Here is a 20,607-nt window from a genome sequence, read left to right as displayed (position 1 = left end):
CAAGGGCGAGGCTGGAATGCTCGGACTAGGCAAGATCACGAAGGCGGTGTTCGGAACCGCCAATGACCGCAAGGTGAAGGCGGAGCGCAAGACGGTCGAGGCGATCAACGCGCTCGAGCCGGAATTCGAGGCGCTCAGCGACGAACAGATCAAGGAACGCACCGAGGCGCTGGCCCAGCGGGCCATGAAGGGCGAGAGCCTGGACGACCTGTTGCCGGAGGCCTTCGCCAATTGCCGCGAGGCGGCGCGGCGCGCTCTGGGTCTGCGGGCCTTCGACACGCAGCTTCTGGGCGGGATCTTCCTGCACCAGGGCAACATCGCCGAAATGAAGACGGGCGAGGGCAAGACGCTGGTCGCGACCTTCCCGGCCTATCTGAACGCGCTGACCGGCAAGGGCGTTCATATCGTCACCGTGAACGACTACCTGGCGCGGCGCGACGCCGAATGGATGGGCAAGGTTTACGAGGCGCTGGGCCTGACGGTCGGAGTTGTGGTGCCGCAGCAGCCCGATGACGAAAAGCGTGCCGCCTATGCCGCCGATGTCACCTACGCCACGAACAACGAGCTGGGCTTCGACTATCTGCGCGACAACATGCGCGCGACGATCAAGGACATGGCCCAGCGCGGTCACAACTACGCGATCGTCGACGAGGTGGACTCGATCCTGATCGACGAGGCGCGCACGCCGCTGATCATTTCGGGCCCCTCGGAGGATCGTAGCGACCTCTACGTGACGGTCGACCGGATCATCCCGGAAGTGCTGGACGAGCACTATACGCTGGACGAGAAGACCCGCCAGGTCACCTTCACCGACGAAGGCAACGAGTGGCTCGAGAACCGGCTGGACGCGGCGGGCCTGCTGCCCGAGGACCAGTCGCTGTACGATCCGGAATCCACGACGCTGGTCCATCACGTCAATCAGGGCCTGAGGGCCCACAAGTTGTTCCTTAAGGACCAGCACTACATCGTGCGCAATGGCGAGGTCGTCCTGATCGACGAGTTCACCGGCCGGATGATGCCGGGCCGCCGTCTCTCGGACGGTCTGCATCAGGCGATCGAGGCCAAGGAAGGCGTCGCGATCCAGCCCGAGAACGTCACCTTGGCCAGCGTCACGTTCCAGAACTATTTCCGCCTCTACGACAAGCTGTCCGGCATGACCGGCACCGCGGCGACGGAGGCCGATGAATTCGCGTCGATCTATGGGCTTGGCGTGGTCGAAGTGCCGACCAACAAGCCCATCGCGCGCCAGGACGAGGACGACGCCGTCTACCGGACCGCGACCGAGAAATACGCGGCCATCGTCGAGCAGATCAAGGAAGCCAACGAGAAGGGCCAGCCGGTCCTGGTCGGTACGACCTCGATCGAGAAGTCCGAAATGCTGTCCAAGATGCTGGACGAGGCGGGCGTGACCCATAACGTCCTGAACGCCCGTCAGCACGAGAAAGAGGCCAAGATCGTGGCCGAGGCGGGCCGTCTGGGCGCCGTGACCATCGCGACGAACATGGCCGGGCGCGGCACGGACATCCAGCTTGGCGGCAATGTCGAGATGCGCGTCCTCGAAGCGCTGGCCGAGGCGCCGGAGGCCGAGCCCGCCGAGATCCGCGCACGGATCGAAGCGGAAGTCGCCGACGAGAAGGCCAAGGTTCTGGAGGCGGGAGGCCTGTTCGTGCTCGCCACCGAGCGTCACGAGAGCCGCCGCATCGACAACCAGTTGCGCGGCCGGTCGGGCCGTCAGGGCGATCCGGGCCGCTCGTCCTTCTTCCTGTCGCTGGAAGACGACCTGATGCGGATCTTCGGGTCCGAGCGTCTGGACAAGATGCTGTCGACGCTGGGCATGAAGGAGGGCGAGGCGATCGTCCATCCGTGGGTCAACAAGTCGCTCGAACGGGCGCAGGCCAAGGTGGAGGGACGCAACTTCGACGTCCGCAAGCAACTCCTGAAATTCGACGACGTGATGAACGACCAGCGCAAGGCGGTGTTCGAGCAGCGTCTCGAGATCATGGAGGCCGAGGATATCGGCGAGATCGCGCAAGACATGCGGCACCAGGTGATCGACGATCTGGTCGACCAGTACTTGCCCCCCAAGAGCTATTCCGACCAGTGGAACGCCGAGGGGCTGTACGCCGCGGTCATCGACGGGCTTTCGGTCGATGTCCCGATCCTGGAATGGGCCGAGGAAGACGGCGTCGATCAGGAGGTCATGCGCGAGCGCCTCTACGAGGCGACCGACAAGATGATGGCCGAGAAGGAAAAGGCGTTCGGGACCGAACAGCTCCGCTCGATCGAGAAGCAGGTGCTGTTGCAGACCATCGACGCGAAGTGGCGCGAGCATCTTCTGACGCTGGAACATTTGCGTTCGGTGGTGGGCTTCCGTGGCTACGCGCAGCGCGATCCGCTGAACGAGTACAAGACCGAGGGCTTCCAGCTCTTCGAGGGGATGCTCGACAGCCTGCGCGCCGACGTCACGCAGAAGCTGGCGCAGATCCGGCCGCTGTCCGAGGAAGAGCGCAAGAAGATGCTGGCGCAGCTCGTCGCGCAGCAGCGTGCCGTCGCGGACCGGCAGGCCGCCGCCCAGCCCCAGCCGGTGACGGAACCGGCCGCCGCGGGCCAGCCCGCCGAGGGCTTCGTCGAGGACGATCCAAGCACCTGGGGCGATCCCGGCCGGAATGACCCGTGTCCCTGCGGGTCGGGCAAGAAGTTCAAGCACTGCCACGGCGCCTACTAGGCGCCGTGCGCGCGCGGGCGCCCGGGCGACCGGGACGCGCATTTGCCTCGTTTCTGTCGATTTGACGCTCTAGACGGGCCTGCGGGGCCGGGCCCGTGCGCAGGCTCCGTCGTCATTCGAGCGAATGAGAAGGATTGCGCGTGGAAGTTCTGCTCGGCATCGTCGCCTTTGCCTTCATCGTCGGGTTTCCGGTCGCGGTCATCGTTCTGATGGTGCAGGTCGCGCGCCAACGCCGCCGGCTCACCGATCTGGAGGCGCGGGTCGCGGCACTTGCCCCGATCCCACAGTCTGCGTCACGGCCGGTCCGGTCGCCCGATCCCGCACCGACCATCGCGGAGGCCGAGGTCGACGAGGCGGCTGAAACGCCGGCTGGCCCCTGGCGCGCCGCGTCCCAAGAGCCGGATCGCGTTATCCGCTCCGAGCCGGCCTCGGAGCCCGCGCCGGAGGCGACGGCATCGCGCCAGATGGATTCGGCACCACAGGTAGAGGCATGTACAACGGCTCCGCAGGGTCCTGGCTTGTGGCAACGCCTGACCGACTGGTTGTCCCGGAACTGGTTCCTGGCCGCCGCCGCGGCGTCGCTGGGCCTCGCCGGGATCTTCCTCGTCCAGTACGGCGCGGAGCGGGGCGTCTTTCCGCCGGTCGTCCGCGTGCTCTCGGCGCTGGCTTTCGGCACCGCGCTCGTCATCGTCGGAGAGGTGGTCCGACGCCGCTACGGAGACGGGACCGAGGAGGGTGCGACGCTGACCGCGTCCATCCCCTCGGTGCTGTCCGGGGCCGGATTGGTCACCGCCTACGCCGCAATCCTGGGGGCGATCCACCTCTACGGGCTGATCGGTCCGGGTCCGGGGCTCGCGGGCATCGTGGCCGTCTCGCTCTTGTCGGTCCTGCTGGGCTGGTTCCACGGCCCGGTGCTCGTGGCGACGGGGCTATTGGGGGGCGCGCTCTCTCCGTTCGTGTTCGGAGGGGCGTCTGACGACCTCTCGCTGCTCCATGGCTATTACGCGGCGCTCACAATGATCGGGCTGGGCGTGGATGCCGTGCGGCGTTGGTCGGGGCGCTGGGTCTCGTGGCTCGCGCTGGCTGTGGGCCTTGGCGGCACGGCGCTGATTCACGCCGCCGACCCGGATGCCGCGCCGGCCTACGCGATCGCGCTGGGCGTGATCGTCCTCTTGGCGCTGTGCTTCCCGGACGGGCGCATCGTGCCGGCGCATCGCGGCCGGATGGTGCTGGAATGGACGGCGCGGCGGCAGAGGATGCGGCGGCCCGGACCGCCCGTCCTGATGGCCTTCGTCGCCGTGGCCGTCGCCTCCGGTGCCAGCTTCTGGCTCGCGGACAGGATGCTGATGCTGGGCGCGGGGCTGGCCTTCGTCCTCTACCTCATGGTCGCGCTCTATGGCCGGGAGGCCCGCGCGCTGCAGGACATGGCTCTGCTGCCGGTCGCCGCCCTGATCGCGATGGTGACGCATATGCGCGTCCCCGTCGTTCTGCCGCCTGCCGATCCCGCCATGCCGCTGCAGGGCTGGGCGCCCGGGACAGGTCAGATGGCCGCGCTCCTGGCGCTGGCGGCCCTGGTTTCGGCGGCGGCCTTCCGCCGGTCGCTCGACCGGTTCCCGACCTGGCCGCTGCCCTGGGCCATCGGCGCCGTGGTCACGCTGCCCGCGATGGGGCTGGCGTTGCATCTGGAGGCCGACGCACCACGGGTGATGGGCGCCTTCACCTGGGCCCTGATCGCCATGGGCGCGGCGGCGGCGGCGACCGCGATGGCGCTTCTCTGGGCCCGTGCGCCTGCCTTCCCCGACCGGCGAGAGGATCGGCTGCGGGTCGCGCTCGCGGGCCTCATGGCGCTGGCGCTGATCGGCTACGGGCTGGGCTGGCTGGTGGGCGAGACGGCCCTGACGATCTCGGTCGCGGGCCTCGCCTTCGGGTCCGCCTGGATCGCCCGGCGGCAGGACCTGCCCGAGATGGGCTGGTTCGTCATCCTGTCGGCCCCCTTCATCGGCTGGCGCCTGACCGTCGATCCGGGCGTCTTCTGGCATCTGGACGGCCCGCTGATCGAGGTGCTGGTCTCGATGTTCGGCGTGGCCATCCTGTTCGGGCTCGCCCGGCAGCAGCTTGCCGGCGGGCGCCCGAAGACCAGCGCCGCCTTCGACGTGGCCGAGACGTCAGCGCTGGCTTTCCTGGGCTATGCGGTGGGGATGTCGCTGCTGCGGGTGCTGAGAGAGGTCGATTCCGACGGCGGCCATGCGTCCCTGGGCATTCTGGCGACGGTTCTGCTTCTCTTTGCCGCCGCGCAGATCGAACTACTGCGCCGGGGCGCGGGTCTGCGTTTTCTGCGGATCGCCATGGCGGGTGCCTTCGCGCTTGCAGGGTTCGCTATGCTGGTCTTCGGGTTGACCGTGTCATCGCCGCTAACCAGCCGGTTCGCCTTGGTGGCCGGACCCCCGATCCTGAATACGCTGCTGCCCGCCTATCTCCTGCCCGGGCTGCTGCTGATCGGGGCGGGACGCCGCTTTGGCTGGCGCATCCTGACCGGGGCCGGCGCCGTGCTTGCGGGCTTCTGGGCGATTCTCACCCTGCGCCACGCGATCAGGGGCAGCGCGGCGATGGAGATCGGGTCCGGCATCTCCTCCGCCGAGATGGTGGTCTACACCGCGGCGCTGATCGTCCTGGGTGCGGTGCTGTTCTGGTACGGCCTCGCCCGGCAATCGCCGGGCCTGCGCCGTGCGGGCAGCGTGGCGATCGGCCTGACCATCGCCAAGGTCTTCCTGATCGACGCCGCGGCGCTGGGCGGCCTGTTCCGGGTGTTTGCGTTCCTCGCGCTGGGCGTCGCGCTGATTGGTCTGACTTGGCTGGACCGCTGGGCGACCGCGCGGCTGGGTCCCCGCGGTGACGATCCCGGCTGACGCGCATCGCCGGGCCGCGCGGTCCGTTGTGGCCGCGCCGCCCGCGCGCTAGGCGCAGGCCAGACCAGCCCGGAGACCGCGATGCCCCTCACCCCGACCCAGTCCGACGCCATGGTCGACGCGATCCGCGCCGTCGCCGCCGACGAGATCCGCCCGAGGTTCCGCAACCTGCCGCCCGACGCGGTGGACGAAAAGCGCGCCTTCGACGATCTGGTGACCGTGGCCGACCGCGCCGCGGAAGAGGCCCTGACCAGGCGGGTTCGCGCCATTCTGCCCGGCGACGCCGTCATCGGAGAGGAGTCGATCTCCGATGGCACTGCGAGCCTCGACGCGGTGGCGGGCGGCCGCTGCGTGGTGATCGACCCGATCGACGGGACGTGGAACTTCGCCCATGGCCTTGCCAATCACGGCGTGATCGTCGCCGTGGTCGAGGATGGGCAGACGGTCTGGGGCTGTCTCTACGATCCGGGCTTCGACGATTGGGTTCTCGCGACGCGGGGCGGCGGCTGCCACTTCCACAGGAACGGCACCGCGCGGCGCCTCAGCACGACCGCCGAGGCGGGGCCGAAGGACAGGATGCGCGGCAATCTGGGCGAGTACTTCTACGGCGAGCCCGGACGCACCCGGCTTGCGGCGCTGACGCCGGGCCTGCGGCGCAACACCAATCTCGGCGCCAGCGTCCATGAATACCGCCTGCTCTGCCTCGGCGGCTCCGACTTCGTGGTCAATGGCGGGATCAACGTCTGGGATCATGCGGCCGGCGTCCTGTGTCTGCGGGAGGCGGGAGGACGGTCGGGCCTGCTGGACGGGCGGGACTACGCGCCGACGATGACGGATGCCGACCTGGCGGGAAGCGCGCTCTTCAACGCGCGCTCCTCCGCCGTGTGGGAGATGATGGCCCCTCAGCTCGCCGAGGCATTGTCGTAGGCGACGACCTCGATCTCCAGCCCGTCGGGCCCGTCGAAGTAGAACCGCCGTCCGGGCTCGTAATCGGCATGGCTGCGCGGAACGAAACCGGCATCGCGCACCAGCGCTTCGCTGGCATCCAGATCGTCCACGACGATGCCCACATGGTTCAGGCACCGCTGCAAGCCGTAGCTGCTGGGCCCGTCCGCCACCTCCCCGGCCGGGGTGTAGAGCGCGAGATAGGCCTCGTCGTCACCGACATGGACGCTGCGCCCGCCGCCGATGGCGTCGCCCGACCAGCGGATTCGCCAGCCGAACAGGTCGCAGAGGGTCGCGGCGGCGGCCTCGGCGTCGCGGACGGTGATGTTTGCATGTTCGAGATGGGCCATGGCGGCCTCCTTTCACGATTGACCCGCCTCTGATCGGACCTCAACCATGGTCGAGGTCAAGAGGAGTCTCGTCATGCGTCTTCCCCGCGAACTGTCTATCGGCCAGGTCGCCGACCGGACCGGTCTCAGCATCAGCCAGATCCGCTTCTACGAAGGCGAGGGCCTGATCTCTCCACCCCGAGACGGCGGGGGCCGCCGCCGCTTTCCCCGGGCCGAGTTGCGGCGCCTGTCCTTCATCCGCGTCGCCCAGAGGCTGGGCCTGCCCCTGCGCCGCATCCGCGCGGCACTGGCCGGCATTCCCGGGGGTCGTCCGCCCACGCCTTCCGATTGGGAGAGGATCGCCGAGGATCTGCACGACGACCTGACGCAACGGATCGAGGAACTCACCCGACTCCGCGACCGCCTGACGGGGTGCATCGGATGCGGCTGCCTGTCGATGAAGACCTGCCCGCTCTATAACCCGGACGACCAGAAGGCCGCAGAGGGCCCGGGCGCACGCCTGGTCGAGCGCGGATGAGGCCCGCTGGCCCACTCGCCCAGGCTGCCGCCTCGGGGACCGCAGACCGACGAACGCGCAGGTTGACGCATCGCGCGAGACAGTTTCGCCCCTGCGATGCGCTCACTTGGATGTCCCGATCTATTCCCGCGTCTCTCCGGGGCTGACGCCCCACAGCATCGCCTGCTGGGCCCAGCCTTCGGCATCCTCCACCTCGACGGCGCACCATCCGTCGCGGCATTCGCCCAGCCATGCCACCACGCCCTTGGCCAGCCGGGCCGAGACCGGCGCGTCCGGCGCGGGCCGCCGCCTCAGATGCAGCTCTTCGGGCTCGATGATGACGGTCCGGTTCCCCGACAGCAGCGAGTAATGCATCCAGCCCCCCGCGCCCTCGCGATCCTGGACCCGGCGCCAGTGCCCGTACTCGTCCACCACGCGCAGTGGCATGTGGCGCCGCACGAAGACCCAGTCGATCCGATGGGTGCTGGACGGGCCGCGCCGCGCATAGCCCTCGGACGCCTTCATCGACACGTAGCGCGGGATCGGAAGGTTGGTGACAGACCCCCTCTGAGCGTCGGCCAGCGCCGACAAGGGGAGAAGTGCGGCAAGCGCCGCGAAGAGAACCGTTTTCATACTGACTGCCCGTCAATGTCCTGGCGGGGTCTTGCGCCCCTTTGCCTTGCAGCGCGAGGATGCCATGATCGGAGCGCCCGCGCAAAAGGGGAGGGGACCCGCCATGGCGAAAGCGCCGCTGAGTGTTGTCGTCACGCGACGCCTGCCGCCCGCCATCGAGGCGCGCATGGACGAGCTGTTCGCCGTCACCCGCCCCGAGGGCGACGCTTTCACCCGCGACGAGGTGCTGGCCCGGCTTCGCGATGCCGACGTGCTGGTGCCGACGCTGTCCGATCCGGTCGACGCGCCCATGCTGGCGGCCTCCGACCGGCTGCGGCTGGTGGCGAATTACGGCGCGGGCGTGGATCACATCGACGTGGCCACCGCCCGGCAGCGCGGCGTGCTGGTCTCGAACACCCCAGGCGTGCAGACCGAGGATACGGCCGACATGACCATGGCGCTGATCCTCGCCGTCATCCGCCGGATGCCCGAGGGCATGGCCAAGATGCAGCAGGGCGACTGGGAGGGATGGGCGCCCGAGGCGATGCTGGGCGGCCGCCTGCGGGGGCGCAAGCTGGGTATCCTGGGCATGGGCCGCATCGGCCAGGCCGTCGCGCGGCGCGCCTCGGCATTCGGGATGGAAGTCTCGTACCACAACCGCCGCCGTCTTCATTCCGGCATCGAGGACCCGCTTGGCGCGACCTATCTCGAGAGCCTGGACCGGATGGTCGCCCAGTCCGACGTGCTTTCGGTCAATTGCCCGCACACGCCCGCCACGTTCCACCTGATGAACGCGCGCCGCTTGCGATTGATGAAGCCCACGGCCGTGATCGTGAACACGTCCCGCGGCGAGGTCATCGACGAGAACGCCCTGACCCGGATGCTGCGCGGCGGAGACCTGGCCGGCGCGGGTCTCGACGTCTACGAGCGCGGGCGCGGCGTGAACCCCCGCCTGCGCGCGCTGCCGAACGTGGTACTGACGCCGCATATCGCTTCGGCCACCCGCGAGGCGCGGCACGAGATGGGCGAACGGGTCATCGTCAACATGCAAACCTTTGCCGACGGCCACCGCCCGCCGGATCAGGTCGTGCCGGCGATGCTCTGAATGGCCGATGGCGCGGCGTCACCCGACCCGACCGCCAAGGCGCGGTCCCGGTCGCTGCGGGTGCTAATCCTGGGCGGCGCGGGGGTCTTCGGATCTCGCCTGGCCGCAGGTCTTCTGTCGGACGGACATCGCGTGACGGTCGCCGGACGCACCCGGGCCGCCCTCGACCTCGTGGTCGCGGCGCATAGAGGCGCGGCGCTTGCCCTCGACCGGGATGCACCAGACCTCGCCGCCCGCCTCGCCGGGTTCGACGCGGTGGTCGACGCCGCCGGACCGTTCCAGTCCTACGCCTCGCCCTCGCGGCGATCGCGGCGGGAGTGCCCTATCTCGACCTGTCCGACGACGCGGCCTTCACCGCGGCGATCGCCGATCTCGATGACCGGGCGAAAGCGGCAAGCATCCCGGTCCTGTCGGGCGTCTCCTCGGTGCCCGCGCTGTCTTCGGTGGCGGCGGATGCGCTTGTCGAGGGGCTCGACCGCGTCGAATTGGTCGAGGCGGCGATCCTGCCCGGTAATCGTGCCCCGAGGGGTCTGTCGGTCATGCACGCCATTCTGGCCCAGGCGGGCCGCCCCCTTCGGCTCTGGCGCGGGGGCCGCTGGACGACGCGGTCCGGCTGGTCGCGTCTCGACCGCATCACGCTGCGCAGCGACACTACGGCTTTGCCGTCCCGCCGACCGGCTAGAACGCTTCGGCTCCGACCGGGGCGGCATGGTGGTGCGCGTCCTGGGCTGGCGGGACGGCGTTGCGCTGGATCGGTGCTGGACCCTGATCGCCGAGGGTGGCGACGGCCCGCACATCCCGGCCCTGCCCGCCCGCATCCTGATCGCGCGCCTCGCCCGCGGCACCGTCTCTCCGGGCCTACGCCCGGCCCTGGGCGCCTTCACGCTGGACGAGGTCCGCGAGGCGGCCGCCCCGCTTGCCGTCAGCTTCGGCCGGTCCGAGCGACAGGCGCCCCCGCTCTTCGCCCGCACCCTCGGCCCGGCCTTCGCGACATTGCCGCCGGAGGTCCGCGCGCTCCACGACGTGCTGCATGTGCGCCGCTGGCAGGGCCGCGCCCGGATAGAGCGGGGCGGCTCCGTCCTGTCGCGCCTCGTCTGCGCCGTCTTCCGCTTTCCGCGCGCGGCCCCGGACGTGCCCGTCGAAGTCGAAATGGAAAGCCACGGCGAAAGTGAGACCTGGATCCGGACCTTCGGCCGCGACAGCTTCCGCAGCCACCTGCGCCCGCGCGGCGACCGGATGACGGAACGCTTCGGCCTCCTGACCTTCGAGCTGGACCTGACCGCCGATGACGAAGGCCTGCACTATCCTGTCCGCCGTGGCTGGGCACTGGGGATCCCGATCCCGCGCGCGCTGCTGCCCCGGTCGGAGACGCGGGAATTCGCCCGCGACGCACGGGTCGAATTCGACGTCCGCCTCTCGGCGCCCCTCGCCGGGCTGCTGGTGCACTATCGCGGTTGGCTGACGCCCGCAGACGACACGACGGCGCCCGGGCCGCCGCCTAGCTGATCGGCACCGGCGCGTCCCCACAGGGCAATTCGGCGCCCAACTGTCCGTCCGGCGTCAGGAACTCCAGCACGTTCAGGCCGGACCACGCCCGGATCGCGCGCCCGCGGTTGTCCATCCCGCGCCCGATCACCGTGCCGGTCACGTTGTCCTGGGTGTAGTAGACGATATCGGCTTCGGTCCCGTCGTCGCAGACCAGATCGGCGATCCCGGTCCCCAGCGGGCCGTCCGACGACCATCGTCCCACGCAGGCCGCCCCATCCGACAATTCTCCGCTCAGCGTCCCGGCATCCCAGCCTCGCGCCATGCCGTCGAAATGAACCCCTTCGGTCCCAAGGCAGGCCAGCGCACGCACGCAGTTCGCCTGATCGAACGGAACGTTCTCGCAGGTCTGCAACAGCCCATCCGCCAAGGCCGTGCCGGAGATGCCCACAACGACGAGGCTCGATGCCAAGGCGATCCGCTGCACCCGTTCCCCTCCTTTGTCTCGGTCCAACTACTCCGGGGGGCGCGCCGCAGGCGCGCATCGGGGGCAGAGCCCCCGGACCGCGGGGATCCGGCCGTCAGGCCGTCCGCCGGATCACTCTCCCAGAACGGCGTGCAATTCGTCCAGATCGACTTCGCCCAGCGGCAGCTTGTTGCCGGGGTGCTCGAAATCGTAGCGGAAGAGCTGGAAGTCGCGGTGATAGATTTCCCAGACGAGGTGCATCGACAGATCGTCGAAATAGTCCTCGACCGGGTGCAGCCGCTTGGGACCGTGCCCTTCGGATTCGTTGAAACGCGGCACCTGCGCCAGATCGACCGGAACCGGCGTCTCGATCGCGTCCAGGACCGCCTGCATCCCGTCGTTGAACGCCTCGGTAAAGATCACCCGGTCGTAGCGCCCGCCATTGGCCACGAAGGTCGCCACATGGCCCGACACGGCCGACCAGTGGATGTCGGGATCCATCGGCTTGCGAAACCGGATCGTATCGCGCGCGAACAGCAGGAATCGGCGGAAGCTGGCGATCTGGTCGAATTCGAACCCGTTTTCGGGGCTACCGACGTCGATCCCGTATTTCTGCGCCAGCATGGGCACCAGGTTGCCCCGATACCGCCGCCCATTACGCTGAATGCCCGCGATCTTGTCGAAGAAGGACGACAGGATCCGGGTATAGGGGTTGCGCACGCAGGTGAACGCATAGGAGCGGTGGGACTGCACGTTCTCGGTGATGACGGGCTGACTGTGGTCCTGCGCCCATTTGTGCAGGCCCTCGGTCGCGTCGTGGATGTCGCCGTCGAAGAACCGGCCGTGATCCGAATAATACATGATCTGCCCGATGGACGAGCAGGCGCATTTCGGCACCACGCGGTAGACCACGCTTTCGCTTTCCGTCATCCACGTGCCGGGAAAACCCATCTGGACCGAACCCTCTTGTACCCGACACGCACTTAAGCGCCTCGGGGCGGTTCCTTCAACGGCACACGGAAGCTAAGACAGTCTCCTGTCGGGAAACGAACCTCGGACGCCCATGGCCCGCATCGCCTTCATCCTGCTCTGCCACAAGGATCCCGACGTCGTCGTCGCCCAGGCGCGCGAGCTGTCGGCCGCGGGCGACTACGTGGCGATCCATTTCGACGGACGCGCGCCCGCATCGCAATTCGCCGCCATCGAGCGCGGGATCGCCGGCGAGCCAAACATCGTCGTCACCAAGCCACGCGTGAAATGCGGCTGGGGCGAATGGAGCCTCGTCGAGGCCACGCTGAACACGTTGCGCAAGGCCGTCGATGCATTCCCGCGGGCCAGCCATTTCTACATGATCTCGGGCGATTGCCGGGCGATCAAGTCGGCGCGCCACGCCCATGCGATGCTGGATTCCCGCGACGTCGACTACATCGAGAGCGTCGATTTCTTCGACAGCGACTGGATCAAGACCGGCATGAAGGAAGAACGGCTGATCTACCGCCACCTCGTCAACGAGCGGCGGCACAAGCGCACCTTCTATGCCCTGCTCGAGATGCAGCGCCGCCTGGGCCTGTCGCGGTCCATCCCTCCCGACATCGAGGTGATGATCGGCAGCCAGTGGTGGTGCCTGCGCCGCCCGACCGTCGAGAAGGTTCTGGCCTTCATCGACCGGCGCCGCGACGTCGTGCGCTTCTTCCGCACCACCTGGATCCCGGACGAGACCTTCTTCCAGACCCTCGTGCGCCACCTCGTGCCCCGAGCCGAGATCGAGAGTCGGACGCTGACCTTCCTGATGTTCACGGATTACGGGATGCCGGCGACCTTCCACGACGATCATCACGACCTGCTTCTGGCGCAGGACTACCTCTTCGCCCGCAAAATCTCGCCCGAGGCGCATGGTCTGCTCGAACGGCTCGGCGCGCTCTGGTCCTCGGACCGGACGGATTTTCCCATCGCGGGCGACGGGCGCCGCCTGTTCGAGTTCCTCACCCAGCGCGGCCGCGTGGGCCGCCGCTTCGCCCAGCGGTTCTGGGAGCGCGAAAGCAGCCTGGGCCGCGAGCGCGAGCTGATCGTGATCGTCTGCAAGAAGTGGCACGTCGCCAAGCGTCTGGCGGCCACCGCGCGCGAGGCGCTGTCGATCCCGGTCGTCGAGTACCTTTTCGACGAGGAGGAGACGGCGCTGCCCGATCTGGGTGGCATCGACCGGACGCTGGCAAAGCGTCACCGCCACCGGCGCGCGGTCCTGCGGATGCTCTACAACCGGTTCGAGGCCGACCGGCTGGTGATCTGCCTCGATCCGGCGCGCCACGATCTCGTGGCCGATTTCGCCGCCGACCGGTCGCTGACCCGCGTCCTGCTGGTCGAATGCGACACCGACGACGCCTATCTGCGCGGCCACGCCGAACGGATCGGCCTGATCGGTGACAGCACGCCCGATTCGACCATCCGGCAGATTCTGCCCACGCTGACGCAGGACGTGGTCGCCGAGTTCGAACAGATCCGGGCCATCGACCTCGAACATCTCTACCGCATCGACGAGGGCATGGACGAAGCGACCCTCGTCGCCACGCTCACCCGCGTCTTCACCTGCGACGAGGAGACGGCCGCCCTCATCGCCCGCACGCCGCACCTGTTCGACGATTGACGCCGTGCCCCTCCGCTTTCCTGCCGGTGGGGAGTGGCTGGAGAAGGGGAGCATGGCACGAAGGGGGGGCTTGCGTGCTCGGTTTGAGCCCTGGTCTCCCGAATGCTAAAGAAAAATCAACGGCAGCCGAGGATTATGCGACCGCCATCTCCAAAAGGGGATTGCGGGTCAATTCGCGAGCCATCGTCGTGATGAGTGTCAGATGATCTCGTCCTCGTCGAACATTGGATCATCCGAGAGCTGGCTCGAATGATCATCCATTGCATCTTCGGCCTTCTCTACAGACTGCACGCGCGCCAGGTGGAACACGGCATCGCCTTCGTTGACGACCGGCAGCACGGCTCGACCTACGATAATGCCGTCAAATGGTGCCACCACGTCCGTTTCGTCTTCTCCAAACGGATCAGACACCACACCTAAGACGTCTTTTCTGCGCACCGCGTCTCCGTCAGCCTTCAGGCTTCGAAAGAGACCTCCCATCGGTGCGCGCAACCATTTGCTCGAAGAACAAATCTGCGGTGGAGCTTTGGCGGCGGCGACGCCCCGACCCGATATCATCTGCAATGATTTCATGACCCTCAGGATTCCGACCTGACCTGAGCGCACGGACACCTCATCGAATCGCAGGCCTTCACCCGCCTCGAAGAGCAAAACCGTCTTTCCCATGTCCTTCGCCGAGCGTCGCAATGAGCCCTGCCTGATCGGAGACTCCATGATGATCGGCGCGCCAAATTCTTCCGCGAGCGCTCGTGCCGGCGAGTCATCTGGAGAGACGCGAACCTGAGGGTAATTGATCCTATGGATCGCCGCTGAATGCAGGTCGACTCCGATGTCCGAGCGGGACACGATTTCATTTAGGAAAAGATGGGCGAGTCTCGCTGCAAGCGATCCGCCTTCGTTTCCAGGGAAGGATCGGTTCAGGTCACGTCGATCCGGCAGATACCTGGAGCGATTTATAAACCCGAAGGAATTCACGATAGGAACGACAATCAACGTACCTCTCAGGCCTCGCAAGGCCGGAGACTTCAAGAGACGGCGCACGATTTCGATCCCGATCACCTCGTCGCCATGCACTCCGGCGCTGACGAAGAGAACAGGGCCATCACCCTTGCCGTGGACAATATGGGCCGACATGTTGACCGGCGTGTGGTCAGACAACGAACTCACGGGAAGGTCGATCGTTCGGCGCTGTCCCGGCAAGACTTCTTCTCCGCCGATCTCGAAGCCGGGGCGTTTCCGCATCAGCCTTTGCCCTTGGTCCCTGTCTTGCCAGGCTTGGCATTTTTCTCGAGAAACTCGATCATTTTTCCTGCAACATCGAGCCCGGTCGCCTTTTCGACGCCTTCTAGTCCCGGAGAGGAATTGACCTCCATCACGACGGCTCCGTGATTGGCCCGCAGCATATCGACACCGCAGGCATTCAGCCCCATGGCCTTGGCTGCCCTTACGGCTGTGGACCGCTCCTCGGGCGTGAGCTTGACCAACTGGGCTGAACCTCCCCGGTGGAGGTTCGAGCGGAATTCGCCTTCAGCTCCCGTACGCTTCATGGCGGCAATCACTTTCCCGCCGATCACGATGGCTCGAATGTCCGTGCCGCCCGCCTCTTTGATGAATTCTTGGATCAGGATGTTTGTCCCGGATGCTCGGAAAGCCTCGACGACGGATTTCGCCGAACGGTTCGTATCGGCGAGAACGACTCCGAGGCCCTGCGTCCCTTCGAGGAGCTTGATTACAAGCGGTGCCTCGCCAGCAACCTCCAGAACTTCCTCTGTCTGCTTCGGGTCGTGGGCGAAGGTCGTCACTGGCAGACCGACCCCATCGCGCGCCAGAAGCTGCATCGAGCGCAGCTTGTCCCGCGACCGGCCAATCGCGACAGACTCGTTCAGCGGATAGACACCTTGCATCTCGAATTGACGCAGCACTGCCATCCCGTAGAAAGTGACAGACGCGCCGATCCGGGGGATCACGGCATCGTATTTCGGAAGCTTCTCGCCGTTGTAATAGATCTCAGGCCTACGCGAGGCGATGTTCATGTAGCAGCGCAGCGTGTTGATGATGTCGAGTTCGTGGCCGCGCTCTTCGGCGGCTTCCTTGAGGCGCTTATGTGAGTAGAGCTCCGCGTTACGGGCCAGCATCGCGATCTTCATGTGAAACTCTCTCTTTAATGGTTGGGTTTTGCAGGTGCGAGTGTTGTCAGGTTGCGTTTGCCAGGATCTACGAGAATCGAATGACCACGGAGAGCCGTTCGGCCGATGATCATCCGAAACTTCATCTCGGTCCTTTCGGTCAGAGATAAGTCGATTCTCCAGAGCCGATTGGAAATCCGAAACTTTGTTCGGATCACATATCGTCTTTCTGGAACCCCGCTTGTATTCGTGATCTCGCGTTGATCATGAATGGGGCATTCGACATCCGTGTCACGGGCGTCGTCGTCGAAGCGCGTATGGAAGTGAACCCATCGACTTCCATCACGTTCGAATGCCACAATGTCGGTGGCGTGCAGGGCGGATGTGCGCGCACCCGTGTCGATCTTCGCCTTCAGATTCGTAAGCCCGAGAAGCGGGAGATCGACCCGCTCCTGCCAGCCGACAACGAGCATCAAAGTCGTCTCCAGTTTTCTTGGCTCAGGATGTTATGGCATCGGTCGGGAGAGAAGCCAAATGTCGAGCCTTGGATGTAGAAGCAGGGGTTTGTCTGAAACGTCCACGGCCGGCTCCGGCTCCCCCCTGCTGCCGCTCGCAACGAGCCCCGAATTCGTCGGATGGCATCCGACAAGAACACACCGCTGACGAAAAACACCCGGCCGTCTCCGACCGGGCGTAGCTCTCGCGCGAGGCGACGCTCAGTTCGGGATCTCGGCGTCGATGCCCTCGACGTAGAAATCCATCGAGGCCAGCGCGCCGTCATCGGCGACTTCGCCGTCCTCCAGCCAGACCGAACCGTCGGCCTTGTCGATGGGGCCGGTGAACGGGTGGTACTCGCCCGCGGTGATGGCTTCGATCATCGCCTCGGCCTCGGCCTTGACCTCGGCGGGCACGGCATCGGTGATCTCGCCGATCACGACCTCGCCCTCGGGCATCCCGCCCCAATGGGCCGCCTGCTCCCATGTGCCGTCGATCACCGCCTGCACCCGCTCGATGTAGTAGGGCGACCATTCGTCGATGATCGAGGCGACGCGCGGGGTCGGCTTGAACTCGGCCATGTCGCTGGCCTGCCCGAAGGTGAAGACGCGGCCCCCGTTCTCGTTCGCCTCGGCGGCTGCGGCCTGGGGCGCGGTCGAGTCGGTGTGCTGCAGGATCACGTCGACGCCCTGGTCGATCAGAGCCTTCGCGGCATCGGCCTCCTTGGCGGGGTCGAACCAGGTGTAGACCCAGACCACGTTCATCTCGACATCCGGATTCACCTTCTGCGCGTGCAGGAACGAGCTGTTGATGCCCTGGATCACCTCGGGGATCGGGAAGGACGCGATGTAGCCGATCTGGTCCGTCTCGGTCAGGTGGCCCGCGATGGTCCCGATCACGGCGCGGCCCTCGTAGAAGCGCGCGTCATAGGTCGAGACGTTCGGATGCTCGCGCTTGTAGCCGGTGGCGTGCTCGAACTTCACATCCGGGAACTGGGCGGCGACGGCATTGGTCGCGTCCATGTAGCCGAATGAGGTGGTGAAGATGATGTCCGCCCCCTGCAGCGCCATCTGGGTGATGACCCGCTCGGCATCGGCGCCTTCGGGCACGCTCTCCTGGTAGACGGTCTCGACGGCGTCGCCGAAATGCTCCTCGACGGCCAGACGGCCCTGGTCGTGCTGATAGGTCCAGCCGCCGTCGCCGATCGGCCCGACATAGACGAAGCCGACCTTCACCGGATCGTCCTGCGCCAGCGCCGGCGCGGCCGCCAGCAGCGTGGCGGCCAGAAGTGCCTTCAGTTTCATGTATCTCTCCCCAGTTTCCCCGTTATCGGGTCGATTGGCCCCCGGTCCCGCGGACAGTCACGCGGAGGCATGGAACGGCTTGGCGAGATCGGCGGGCGCGTCGCCCCCCCTCTCGCGGCGCCGCGATATGAGCACCAGCACGAGGATGGTGACAAGGTAGGGCGATGCGCTCAGCAGCTCGACGGGAATATCCGCGCCCGCCGCCTGCAAGTTGAGCTGCAGCACGCTGATCCCGCCGAAGAGATAGGCACCGACCAGCGCGCGTTCCGGCCGCCACGAGGCGAAGACCACGATGGCCAGCGCGATCCAGCCCGCCCCGGCCGTCAGCCCGTCGGTCCATTGCGGCACTCGCACGAGGCTCAGATAGGCGCCGCCCAGCCCGGCGCAGGCGCCCCCGAAGGCGATGGCCGCCAGCCGCACCGCGCGCACCGGATAGCCCAGCGCGTGGGCGGCCTCGGCGCTCTCACCCACGGCGCGCAGGACCAGCCCGGCGCGGGAGCGGTTGAGGAACAGCCAGACCCCCACGACCAGCGCCAGCGACAGGTAGACGATCGGATCGTGGCGGAACAGAGCAACCCCCACCCCGGGCAGGTCCGACAGGATCGGGACGTCCAGCCGGTCCACGCCCGGCCCCTTGATGCCGACCCAGGACTGGCCCAGCAGGCTGGCCAGCCCCAGCCCGAACAACGTCAGCGCCAGACCCGTCGCGACCTGGTTCGACAGGAAGACCTGCGTCAGCACCCCGAAGATCAGCGCCAGCCCCGCGCCGCCCAGGATGGCGGCCAGAAAACCCAACCAGACCGATCCGCTGGTGGCCGCGGCGATGAAGCCGACGACGGCGCCCCCGATCATCATCCCCTCGACGCCCAGATTCAGGACGCCGGCCTTCTCCACCACCAACTCGCCCAGCGCGGCCAGTAGGATCGGGGTGGAGGCGACCATCAGCGACGCGATCAGCAATGCCGGATCGATGGAGCCGATCATGGCAAAGCCCTCCGGATCGCGACTGGAAGGTGCACCCGATTCTGTCGGGACGGTCTTCCGCCACGCGGCTGGTACCGAGGTTCCTCAGGCAAAGCTCGCCCCCCCGATCAGCATCGTGCAGATCAAGCCGCCCGCCGCCACCGCCGCGATCAGCCAGATGGCCAGCCCCGGCAGAGGCCAGCGCCCCCGCCACAGTCTCAGCCCGCCAAGCGCCGCCAGTGTCAGGATGCCGACAAAGGCGACGCCAATTCCCACTTCCGGCCCCCGCATCGCCAACGAAACCACGATGCACCCGACCATCGACATCGCCGTCGTCAGCGCGACCGCGATCAGCTTCAGGGTGAAGACCAGATCGCGTCCTATGTCGGGTCCGCTGCTCATGCACCCTCCGCGCCGGACCAGAGGAGGGGTGGAAGCCCGGCCAGGACCCAGTCGTCGAGGACGGCCCAGATCATCGCGGCGAAATGCCCGAACAACGTCCAGCCCGCCCAGAATCGGGCGACGTCCCACCGGCTGCCCCGCGCGAAGGTGCCGTTCACCAGCGGGCGGACGGGCTTGAGGCTCATGGCCAGCCCGGGCGCGAACACCAGAAACAGGTCGACCCCGCCATACCCCTCCAGCCCGCCCAGCGCGTCGAAACAGAACGCGGCCCAGACATAGCCCGCGACCGCCAACGCCACCGCGATCAACCGCTCCCGCGGGGTGGAGATGAGAAAGCCCTTCATGCGGCCACCCTCCCCACCCGCACCCGGAAGTTCGCCAGAACGTCGACCGCCAGCAGGAAGAACAGGAGCATCCCCTGGAACGCGCTGATCGCCGCGACCGGCAGGCCGAGATTCGAGGCCGCATTGTCCCCGCCCACATAGGTCAGCGCCATTAGCAGCCCCGCCACCAGAATGCCCAGGGGCTGCAACCGCCCGAGGAACGCGACGATGATCGCCGTGAATCCGTAGCCCGACGCGAAGTCGATGCTGATCTGTCCCGCCGGTCCCGTCACCTCGAACAGTCCCGCCATGCCAGCCAGCGCGCCCGCGATGCCGAAGCACATCAGCACCATGCGCCCCGGCACCACGCCCGCGAACCGAGCGGCACGCGGGGCCTGTCCCGAAACCTCGATCTGGAAGCCGGCCAGATGCCGCGTCAGAATCACATGGGCGGCGACGACGATCAGGATCGCGGTCAGAACGCCCCAGTGGGCACCGGTCCCGGCGATGAGTTCGGGATTTGCGCTCGCCTCCCACCGGCTCAGGTTGCGCGAGCCGGGAAAGCCCACCGCGTCGGGATTGCGCAGCCATCCGACGGCGGCCGAGGCCAACAGGTTCTCGGCCACGTAGACCAGCATCAGAGAGGTCAGGATCTCGTTCGCCCCGAATCGGACACGCAGCAGCGCCGGGATCATCGCCCAGGCCAGCCCGCCCAGCAGGCCGCAGAGCACCATGAAGGGGAAGATCAGCCGCGTCTCCGCCGAGTAGAAGGCCAATCCCGCCGCTGCGCCCGCCAGCGCGCCGACGATGTATTGCCCCTCCGCGCCGATGTTCCAGACCCCGGCCCGGAACCCCAGCGCCAGCCCGGTCGCGATCAGGACCAGCGGCGCCGCCTTCACCAAAAGCTGGCCTCGGAAATACCAGGCGAACTCTCCGAAGACCGGATCCCAGAAGATCGCCCGCAAGGCCGCGACGGGATCGGTGCCTAGGGCCGCGAACATCAACCCGCCCGCGATCAGCGTTAGGATCACAGCGACGACCGGCGCCGCCGCCGACCATCCGCGCGACGGCGCGGCCCGCCTCTCCAGCCGGATCACGCGCGCGCCTCCGTCCGCCCGGCCGGGGGACGCCCCCCGGACCCCCGCCGTCCGATGTCCGGGAGTGGGGACCGGTCTGGGCAAGTCTTCCGAAGATGGCTCTCCGGATCTTCTCTGCTTCTCAAATATCCCCGCCGGAGGCCCGGATCGGACGGGGCTCGATCCC

20 protein-coding genes are annotated in these 20,607 nt (G+C 67.3%); 7 read left to right on the top strand and 13 right to left on the bottom strand.

Annotated features, from left to right (window positions below; translation table 11 throughout):
• The first annotated feature begins 16 nt into the window (after positions 1-16).
• The 3 genes from secA (at position 17) to jaqu_RS15560 (ending at position 6,558) form a co-directional block, all read left to right on the top strand.
• Positions 17-2,725 (top strand): preprotein translocase subunit SecA, encoded by a 2,709-nt coding sequence (gene secA / locus jaqu_RS15570; RefSeq protein WP_043919928.1) that lies wholly within the window; start codon positions 17-19, stop codon positions 2,723-2,725.
• A 140-nt stretch (positions 2,726-2,865) separates the two neighbouring features.
• Positions 2,866-5,631: a DUF2339 domain-containing protein gene (locus jaqu_RS15565; protein WP_043919927.1), complete on the top strand. Its 2,766-nt coding sequence runs from the start codon at positions 2,866-2,868 to the stop codon at positions 5,629-5,631.
• An 81-nt stretch (positions 5,632-5,712) separates the two neighbouring features.
• Positions 5,713-6,558: an inositol monophosphatase family protein gene (locus tag jaqu_RS15560; protein ID WP_043919926.1), complete on the top strand. Its 846-nt coding sequence runs from the start codon at positions 5,713-5,715 to the stop codon at positions 6,556-6,558.
• On the opposite strand, the gene jaqu_RS15555 is transcribed toward jaqu_RS15560, so the two are convergent.
• On the bottom strand, positions 6,534-6,926 hold the full coding sequence (locus jaqu_RS15555) for a VOC family protein (protein ID WP_043919925.1): 393 nt from the start codon (positions 6,924-6,926) through the stop codon (positions 6,534-6,536). The two genes, jaqu_RS15560 and jaqu_RS15555, sit on opposite strands and share 25 nt — an antisense overlap.
• 73 nt (positions 6,927-6,999) lie before the next feature.
• Between jaqu_RS15555 and soxR the strand changes: the two genes are divergently transcribed.
• Positions 7,000-7,443: a redox-sensitive transcriptional activator SoxR gene (soxR, locus tag jaqu_RS15550; RefSeq protein ID WP_084629967.1), complete on the top strand. Its 444-nt coding sequence runs from the start codon at positions 7,000-7,002 to the stop codon at positions 7,441-7,443.
• A gap of 120 nt (positions 7,444-7,563) precedes the next feature.
• Here soxR and jaqu_RS15545 read toward each other — a convergent pair whose 3' ends face one another.
• The gene (locus tag jaqu_RS15545; RefSeq protein ID WP_043919923.1) at positions 7,564-8,055 is read right to left on the bottom strand and encodes an SH3 domain-containing protein; all 492 of its coding nucleotides are present in this window, start codon (positions 8,053-8,055) and stop codon (positions 7,564-7,566) included.
• Between the two features lie 103 nt (positions 8,056-8,158).
• Between jaqu_RS15545 and jaqu_RS15540 the strand changes: the two genes are divergently transcribed.
• A complete protein-coding gene (locus jaqu_RS15540; protein ID WP_043919922.1) occupies positions 8,159-9,139 on the top strand; it encodes a 2-hydroxyacid dehydrogenase in 981 nt (326 codons plus the stop codon).
• 322 nt (positions 9,140-9,461) lie between these two features.
• Here jaqu_RS15540 and jaqu_RS22160 read toward each other — a convergent pair whose 3' ends face one another.
• Positions 9,462-9,680, bottom strand: a complete 219-nt coding sequence (locus jaqu_RS22160) for a hypothetical protein (RefSeq protein ID WP_212668550.1) — start codon at positions 9,678-9,680, stop codon at positions 9,462-9,464.
• A 167-nt stretch (positions 9,681-9,847) separates the two neighbouring features.
• Between jaqu_RS22160 and jaqu_RS22155 the strand changes: the two genes are divergently transcribed.
• The gene (locus jaqu_RS22155; protein ID WP_052501009.1) at positions 9,848-10,645 is read left to right on the top strand and encodes a DUF4166 domain-containing protein; all 798 of its coding nucleotides are present in this window, start codon (positions 9,848-9,850) and stop codon (positions 10,643-10,645) included.
• Here jaqu_RS22155 and jaqu_RS15530 read toward each other — a convergent pair.
• Together jaqu_RS15530 and jaqu_RS15525 are read right to left on the bottom strand one after the other, a co-directional pair.
• Complete coding sequence (locus tag jaqu_RS15530; RefSeq protein ID WP_043919921.1) at positions 10,638-11,111, bottom strand: hypothetical protein; 474 nt, start codon at positions 11,109-11,111, stop codon at positions 10,638-10,640. The genes jaqu_RS22155 and jaqu_RS15530 overlap by 8 nt on opposite strands.
• 111 nt (positions 11,112-11,222) lie before the next feature.
• Positions 11,223-12,041, bottom strand: a complete 819-nt coding sequence (locus tag jaqu_RS15525) for a sulfotransferase family protein (RefSeq protein WP_043919920.1) — start codon at positions 12,039-12,041, stop codon at positions 11,223-11,225.
• A 112-nt stretch (positions 12,042-12,153) separates the two neighbouring features.
• On the opposite strand from jaqu_RS15525, the gene jaqu_RS15520 reads away from it, so the two are divergent.
• Entirely contained in the window at positions 12,154-13,731 is a 1,578-nt protein-coding gene (locus tag jaqu_RS15520) for a DUF5928 domain-containing protein (RefSeq protein ID WP_043919919.1), read from the top strand.
• Positions 13,732-13,929: 198 nt separating this feature from the next.
• Here jaqu_RS15520 and jaqu_RS15515 read toward each other — a convergent pair whose 3' ends face one another.
• The 8 genes from jaqu_RS15515 to jaqu_RS15480 all read right to left on the bottom strand — a co-directional run bounded on the left by jaqu_RS15515 (position 13,930) and on the right by jaqu_RS15480 (position 20,441).
• Complete coding sequence (locus tag jaqu_RS15515; RefSeq protein WP_043919918.1) at positions 13,930-14,973, bottom strand: succinylglutamate desuccinylase/aspartoacylase family protein; 1,044 nt, start codon at positions 14,971-14,973, stop codon at positions 13,930-13,932.
• A complete protein-coding gene (gene rimK, locus jaqu_RS15510) occupies positions 14,973-15,878 on the bottom strand; it encodes a 30S ribosomal protein S6--L-glutamate ligase (RefSeq protein WP_043919917.1) in 906 nt (301 codons plus the stop codon). Before rimK ends, jaqu_RS15515 begins: the two co-directional genes overlap by 1 nt.
• A gap of 14 nt (positions 15,879-15,892) precedes the next feature.
• Positions 15,893-16,330: an ATP-dependent zinc protease family protein gene (locus jaqu_RS15505; RefSeq protein WP_043919916.1), complete on the bottom strand. Its 438-nt coding sequence runs from the start codon at positions 16,328-16,330 to the stop codon at positions 15,893-15,895.
• Between the two features lie 243 nt (positions 16,331-16,573).
• Positions 16,574-17,656, bottom strand: coding sequence for a BMP family ABC transporter substrate-binding protein (locus jaqu_RS15500; RefSeq protein WP_043919915.1), 1,083 nt, complete (start codon positions 17,654-17,656; stop codon positions 16,574-16,576).
• A 57-nt stretch (positions 17,657-17,713) separates the two neighbouring features.
• Entirely contained in the window at positions 17,714-18,640 is a 927-nt protein-coding gene (locus jaqu_RS15495) for an ABC transporter permease (protein ID WP_043919914.1), read from the bottom strand.
• 84 nt (positions 18,641-18,724) lie between these two features.
• Entirely contained in the window at positions 18,725-19,021 is a 297-nt protein-coding gene (locus jaqu_RS15490; protein WP_043919913.1) for a hypothetical protein, read from the bottom strand.
• Positions 19,018-19,365, bottom strand: a complete 348-nt coding sequence (locus tag jaqu_RS15485) for a hypothetical protein (protein ID WP_043919912.1) — start codon at positions 19,363-19,365, stop codon at positions 19,018-19,020. Before jaqu_RS15485 ends, jaqu_RS15490 begins: the two co-directional genes overlap by 4 nt.
• Entirely contained in the window at positions 19,362-20,441 is a 1,080-nt protein-coding gene (locus tag jaqu_RS15480) for an ABC transporter permease (protein WP_043919911.1), read from the bottom strand. The genes jaqu_RS15485 and jaqu_RS15480 overlap by 4 nt, the downstream gene beginning before the upstream one ends.
• Positions 20,442-20,607 lie beyond the last annotated feature (166 nt).

It is taken from the genome of Jannaschia aquimarina (assembly GCF_000877395.1).
Classification (GTDB): domain Bacteria; phylum Pseudomonadota; class Alphaproteobacteria; order Rhodobacterales; family Rhodobacteraceae; genus Jannaschia; species Jannaschia aquimarina.
Note: the sequence above shows the minus strand (reverse complement) of the source record. Positions and strands in the feature narration are given on the sequence as shown.